Below are 6,543 nucleotides of genomic sequence, written 5' to 3'. Positions count from 1 at the left end.
GGGTGGGCTCGTGGCGTATGTGGAGGCGGAACTCGAGCGCGATATCGCGCTGGGGAGGCTGCCTCCCTGCGGGCAGTTTGGCTCGGAAGCGAAGCTGGCGCGTTCCTTCGACGTGTGCCGGGGCACCATCCGAGAGGCGATGCGGCGGCTGGCGGCGCGAGGCCTGGTGGTGCAGCGTCCCGGGCGCAAGACGCGCGCGGTGGCGCTGGATGAGTCGTTGACGCTGGAGAACCTGGGCCTGGTGCTGCATGACGCTAACTCGGCGGAAGCCCGGTCGCTTCTGGAGGGCTACTTCAGCCTCAAGCGGCAGGTGCTGGTGGAGTTGCTGGCCGACTGCTGCGTGAGGGCTTCGGACCTGGACCTGCACCGGCTGGCGGACACCTGCTTCAAGCTTTGGGACGCGGCGCGCTGGGAGTCGGGTGCTCGGTGCGCGCAGGTGGAATTCGAGTTGCTACGGCTCGCGGCCTGGGCGGCTTCCCGTCCAGGGCACGCGCTCCTCATCCAGTCCCTCCAGCGGGCCTCGCGAGGTGTCGCTGCCGCTGGGCTGTTTCCCTTCATGGGCGGTGAGTCGCTGCGCCAGTGGGCCAGCTGCGCCATGTCGGTCCTGACGGAACGCGACGCCCGGACGCTTCAGCACGAGCTGCCGGCGCTGCTGAAGGCGTGCGATGAGCGCGTGCTGGACGCCTTCGCGCCTGCCCCCCAAAGGCCTGCCTCACCCGAGGCCGCCTACGTCCCAGAGGGCCCCCTCAGCGCTCCCGTGTCAGCCACTGCGCAGGAAGCCGCGCTGGAGACACTCCCCTGCGTGGAGGAAGGTGGCCCTGACGCCCCCGCGTCAGCCCCTGGGCAGGACGAGGCGTTGAAGGCACGCCTCTGCGTGGAGGAGCACGGATTCGACTGCCTCACGTCTGCCGGAGAGCAGGACGCTGCGACGGAGGCACGCCCTGGAGAGGAGGAGCATGGCCTTGCGCCCGGCGCTGAAGACCACGCGGCGCTCGGGGTTGCGCCCCGTCCCCAGGCGGCGGCCCTCCTCGGGGCGCCGGACAGCGGGAAAACACCGGCTCCAGCCGCCCCCAGGCTCGCCTTGCTCGAGCCACTGGGGAAGTGCATCGGGACGGACGTGCCGGGAGCGACCTTGGGAAACCCTTCCGACTGTCGGACCCGTTGGGACGCGTCATCTCCGGAAGGCGGCCTTCCATCCGAACCGTCATCCTCCCGCGTCCATGAACACACCGGCGTGGCGGAGTGCGAGGCGGGCGGCCCGTTTCACGGCCGCCTGGACCGCCTGGGCCGGTGGGTGGCGCGCCTCTGGCGGTCCATTGCGCATTCTCTGGGACGACCCGCCTCGTGTTCCCGGGCTTCAGGCGACCTGCTCAGAGCTGTTCGACGCCCGGTGCCCCCGACACGCCCCCCGCCTTCGCCTCGTCCGGACGCAGCTTCACGCGCACACGCGGATCCAGCTTCAGGATGACCGCCTCCACCGCCTGCGCCTGGGTGTAGTCCTGGGGCGGCGTCAGCAGGAAGAGGCCGACGGCCGCGTCGCCTCCCGCCGCCAGCGCCACCTTCCGCACGTGTTCGATGAGGTCCTGCTTGGAGGCCACCTGGCCCCGGCTGAAGGCCAGCTTGCCCAGCAACTGGTGCGAATAGCCGGCCTTGACCTGGAGCATGTGGGAGGTCATTTCGATGCCCTCCGGCAACGTCTCCTGCAGGAAGATGACCGACGCCGCGTCCTTCACCGCCGCCGCCTGGGCCAGCACCGCGCGGTCGCGCTCGGGCAGGTATTCGCCATAGCCCCGGTACTCGTTCTGCTCCAGGGCTCGGGCCTGAAGGTAGGACGGCCCCGAGCAGCCCAGGAACGCGAAGGCCCCCAGCACGAGAGAAAGACAGACAGGTCGAAGGTTCATACCCTGGCTGTCTAACACACCGCGCAGGAGCGCCCGTGGACGCGCCGTATGCCCTTCGTGCGCGAAGCTGGGAAATGGAGCCCCCCGCCTGGGCGTAGAACGGGCCACATGCTCAGCCTGCGCAACCTGGTGAAGGTGTATCCGGGCCCGGTCACGGCCCTTCGTGGCGTGGACCTGGATGTCCCCAAGGGGATGTTCGGTCTGCTCGGGCCCAATGGCGCGGGCAAGTCCACCCTGATGAAGATCCTCTCCGGCCTGCTGGAGCCCACCTCCGGCGAGGTGACGCTCGACGGCCTCGACCTCGTGCGTCACCCGGAGGCGCTGCGCCCGCACCTGGGCTACCTGCCGCAGGAGTTCGGCTTCTACCCGTACCTCTCCGGCCAGGACATGCTCCGCTACCTGCTGGAGCTCAAGGGCGTCACCGCGCCGCAGGGACTGAAGGCCCTGTGCGCACAGCTGTTGGAGCGCGTGAACCTCACCTTCGCCGCGAAGCGAAAGGTGAAGGAGTACTCCGGCGGCATGCGGCAGCGGCTGGGCATCGCGCAGGCCCTGGCCGGTGACCCGAAGCTCCTCATCGTGGACGAGCCCACCGCGGGCCTGGACCCCGAGGAGCGCCAGCGCTTCTACCGGCTGCTCGCGGAGGTGGCCCATGAGCGCACGGTGCTCCTGTCCACGCACATCGTGGAGGACGTGGCCATGCTCTGCCCGCGCTTCGCCGTCATCCGCCACGGCCGCGTGGTGGCCATCACCAGCCCCACCGAGGCGAAGTCCGCCCTCCACGATTCGCTCTTCGAGGGCACCGTCCCCCCGGCCGACATGGCCGCCTTCCAGCAAGCGCACCGCGTCACCCAGGCCGTGCTCTTCGAAGGCCGCAACCGCGTGCGCATCCACGCGGCCCCGGGCACGCCCGTGCCAGCCGGCTTCGAGCGAACGCCGCCCACGCTGGAGGACGCCTACCTGCTCCTGATGAAGGACGCGCCCGAGCCCACGGCCCCGGTGCCCACGGCTCCGGAGTCCGCCCCGGCGGTGGGCACGTGAACGCGTCCCGGCTCTGGCGCGTGGCGCGCACGGAGTGGCGCCACCAGACACGGCGCCCTCTGTTCTGGGTGCTGCTCGTGCTGCTGGTGGCGGTGGTGTGGGGCGTGTCCTCCGGCAACGTCACCATCGCCGCGGGCAGCACGGAGGTGGGTGGCAAGAAGGCGTGGATCACCAGCGCCTTCGCCGTCTCACAGACGGTGCTGCTGCTCACCTTCATGCTGTTCACCTTCTTCGTGTCGGTGGGCGCGGGCATGTCCGTCATCTCCGACGACGAGGCCCGCGTGCAGCCGCTCCTGCACACCACGCCGCTGACTTCCGCGGAGTACGTGTGGGGCAAGTTCGCGGGCGTGCTGGGCGCGTACGTGCTGGCGCTCGCGGCGATGATGGGGCTGCTCGTCTTCTTCCACCACGTCGTGCCGGCGGGCGCGGACGCGGAGTTCCGAGGGCCCTTCGCGTTCGGGAACTACGTGAGCGCCGCGGTGTGGTTCGGCCTGCCGCTCATCGTCTTCATGGCGGGCGCGGCCTTCGCCACGGGCGAGCGCACGCGCCGCGCGGTGCCGGTGTACTTCCTGCCGGTGGGCCTGTTCTTCCTCTGCGCCTTCTTCCTCTGGGACTGGTCCCCCGGCTGGTTGGATCCGCGAGTGAACCGGTTCCTCATGGCCCTGGACCCCGGCGGCTTCCGGTGGCTCACGGAGACGTGGATCAAGGTGGACCGGGGCGTGGACTTCTACAACACGCAGCCCGTGGGACTGGACGCCCTCTTCGTCACCAGCCGCTTCGTGCTCATGGCCCTGGGCCTGGGCGCGGTGGCCTGGAGCGAGCGCCACTTCCGCCGCGCGCTCCGGGGCGAGGTGGGCACGAAGGCCCCGCGCAAGGGCCTCGTCCTGGACGCGCCTCCCATGCAGGTGGCGCTGTCACACGCGGAGGCGCCGCTGTCCGCGCTGCGCATGGGCGTCCGTCCGCCGGGCTTCTGGATGGGGCTGTGGACGGTGACGCGCGCGGAGGGGCGGGGCCTGCTGTCGCAGCCGGGGCTCTACCTGTTCCTGCCGCTCCTGATGTTGCAGATGGTGTCCCAGGGCGCCACGGCGGTGGGCCCCTTCGATACGAGCCTCCTCTTGGTGCCCGGGCGCTTCGCGGTGCGCACGATGGGGCAGGCGTCGGTGCTCGTGTGTCTGTTGTTGATGTTCTACGTGGTGGAGTCGCTGGAGCGTGAGCAGGCCTCCGGCTTCGCGCCCATCCACGACGCGACCCCGGTGCGCACATTGTCGGTGCTGCTGGGCAAGGCGCTGGCGAACAGCCTCGTGGCGGTGGCGCTGCTTGTGGCCATGGCGCTCGCGGGCACGCTGGTGCAGGTGTCGCAGGGCAAGGTGCCGCTGTCGCTGACGCCGTACGTGCTGGTGTGGGGGCTGTTGCTGTTCCCCACGTTCCTCCTGTGGACGGGCTTCATCCTGGCCGCGCGCGCGGTGACGGGAGGCCGCTTCGGCACCTACGCGCTGGCCCTGTCCGCGCTGGGCCTCACCGGCTACCTCGCCGTGCGGGAAGACCTCACCTGGGTGACGAACTGGCCGCTGTGGGACGCGGTGCGGTGGACCGACCTGGGCGCCTTCCAGGTGGACCGCGCCGCGCTGGTGCTCAACCGCGTGGCCGCGCTGGGCGGGGCCGTCTTCTTCACCGCGCTGGCGGTGCGCCTGGACGGCCGCCGCGTCCGCGACCCGGTGACGACGCTGGAAGGATTGAAGCCCTCGGGCCTTGCGCGCGGGCTGTGGCGGCTGGCGCCGTACCTGGCCGTGCCGTTGGTGGCGCTGGTGTGGCTGGGCATCCTCGTGGGACAGGGGCACCAGGGCGCGGCGGCGAAGAAGCGCGCGAAGGAGTACTGGCAGAAGAACCTGGCGACGTGGAAGGACGCGCCGCAGCCCATGCTGGCGGACGTGGACCTGGACGTGGACCTGGAGCCGGAGGCGAGCGCCTTCCGCATGAAGGGCACGTACACGCTGCTGAACCGGCACGCCGTGGCGCTGCCGCGCTTCGCCTTGAGCGGCGGTGATGGCTGGACGGACGTGCGCTGGACGCTGGACGGCAAGGACGTGACGCCGGAAGACCGCGCCGGGCTGTATGTCTTCACGCCGTCCCCACCGCTGCCGCCCGGAGCGAAGGTGACGGTGGGCTTCCAGTACTCAGGCCACGTGCCGGATGGCGTGTCCCGCCAGGGCGGTGCGTTCAAGGAGTTCATCCTCCCGTCGGGCGCGGTGCTCACCAGCGAGACGCCCACGTTCGCACCGGTCGTCGGCTACGAGGAGGAGCGCGGCATCGACCCGAAGGAGAACCGCTACGAGCCGCGCGTGTACGCGGACGACTTCTACGAAGGGCCCACGGAGGCCGCCTGGGGCAGCAACATGCCGTTCCCCTTCCGGATCCGCGTGAGCGGCCCGGAGGCCTACACGCTCAACTCCGTGGGCGTGCGGGAGAGCGACACGGTGAAGGACGGCCGGCGCACCGCGGTGTGGCGCAGCGACCATCCGGTGAGCTTCTTCAACGTCATCGCGGGCCGGTGGACGCGCGTGGAGGGCGCGGGCACGGTGGTGTTCCACGACCCGGCGCATGGCTACAACGTGCCGGAGATGATGCGGGGGCTGGAGGCCGCGCGCCGGTACTACTCGGAATGGTTCCACCCGTTCCCGTGGGCCGAGCTGAAGCTGTCGGAGTTCGCCGGCCTGGACAACTACGCGCAGGGCTTCCCCACGAACATCACGTTCTCGGAGTCCATCGGGTTCCTCACGCGCACCACGCCGGAGTCGAACGCGGCGCTGCTCGTCACCGCGCACGAGGCCGCGCACCAGTGGTGGGGCAACCTGCTCATCCCCGGCAAGGGGCCCGGCGGCAACCTGCTGTCGGAGGGGCTGTCGCACTACTCGGCGCTGAAGCTCATTGAACAGCTGGACGGGCAGGAGGCGCGCAGGCAGACCGCGAAGCGCATGGAGGAGCGCTACGGCAAGGACCGGCGCGTGGACGCGGAGCAGCCGCTGGTGAAGCTGGACGGCTCGCGCGACGGCGACACGGTGGTCCTCTACGAGAAGGGCGGCTGGACGTTCTGGATGCTGGAGGACCTGATGGGCCGCGACGCGATGCACGCGGGGCTCCAGGCCTTCCTGAAGCAGTACATGAACAACGCGGACCATCCGGTGCTGCAGGACTTCCTCGCGGTGCTGCGCCCCTTCGCGCCGTCCCAGGAGGCCTTCGACCGGTTCACCCGGCAGGCCTTCTTCGAGGTCGTGGTGCCCGAATACCGCGTCACCGACGCGCGCGTGACGAAGTCCGGCGGTCAGTGGGTGACCACGGCGACGGTGACGAACGTGGGCACGGGCCGCATGCCGGTGGAGGTGGCGGTGACGAAGGCAGGGGAGTCCGCCGCGCCCCCGGGCTTCGCTGAAGCCGTGACGCGCGTGGAGCCCGGCGCGGGCGGGTCCGTACAGGTGACACTGCGCTCGGAGTTCGCGCCGGAGCGGCTGATGGTGGACCCGGACGTGCGCGTGCTCCAGCTGCGCCGCGAGCAGGCCCAGGTGCAGCTCACGCCGCCGTGACGCGATGACATGACACGCTGACACGC

Annotated in this window: 4 protein-coding genes; 3 read left to right on the top strand and 1 reads right to left on the bottom strand. The window is 70.6% G+C overall.

The window, feature by feature from the left end; all coding sequences use genetic code 11:
• The first annotated feature begins 10 nt into the window (after positions 1-10).
• Complete coding sequence (locus tag D7X32_RS26680) at positions 11-1,468, top strand: FadR/GntR family transcriptional regulator (RefSeq protein WP_341868158.1); 1,458 nt, start codon at positions 11-13, stop codon at positions 1,466-1,468.
• Here the strand turns inward: D7X32_RS26680 and D7X32_RS26675 are convergent.
• Positions 1,371-1,901: a hypothetical protein gene (locus tag D7X32_RS26675; RefSeq protein WP_147450273.1), complete on the bottom strand. Its 531-nt coding sequence runs from the start codon at positions 1,899-1,901 to the stop codon at positions 1,371-1,373. The two genes, D7X32_RS26680 and D7X32_RS26675, sit on opposite strands and share 98 nt — an antisense overlap.
• A 108-nt stretch (positions 1,902-2,009) precedes the next feature.
• Between D7X32_RS26675 and D7X32_RS26670 the strand changes: the two genes are divergently transcribed.
• Together D7X32_RS26670 and D7X32_RS26665 are read left to right on the top strand one after the other, a co-directional pair.
• Positions 2,010-2,939 (top strand): ABC transporter ATP-binding protein, encoded by a 930-nt coding sequence (locus D7X32_RS26670; protein WP_120605390.1) that lies wholly within the window; start codon positions 2,010-2,012, stop codon positions 2,937-2,939.
• Positions 2,936-6,517 (top strand): ABC transporter permease/M1 family aminopeptidase, encoded by a 3,582-nt coding sequence (locus D7X32_RS26665; RefSeq protein ID WP_120605389.1) that lies wholly within the window; start codon positions 2,936-2,938, stop codon positions 6,515-6,517. The genes D7X32_RS26670 and D7X32_RS26665 overlap by 4 nt, the downstream gene beginning before the upstream one ends.
• Positions 6,518-6,543 lie beyond the last annotated feature (26 nt).

The organism is Corallococcus carmarthensis (genome assembly GCF_003611695.1).
In the GTDB taxonomy this organism is placed as follows: Bacteria; Myxococcota; Myxococcia; order Myxococcales; family Myxococcaceae; genus Corallococcus; species Corallococcus carmarthensis.
This window is presented reverse-complemented; position numbering and strand designations above follow the sequence as displayed.

Coding starts and splice junctions, on each gene's coding strand:
- D7X32_RS26675 (WP_147450273.1), bottom strand. CDS start 1,901: ATGAACCTTCGACCTGTCTGTCTTTCTCTCGTGCTGGGGGCCTTCGCG.
- D7X32_RS26670 (WP_120605390.1), top strand. CDS start 2,010: ATGCTCAGCCTGCGCAACCTGGTGAAGGTGTATCCGGGCCCGGTCACG.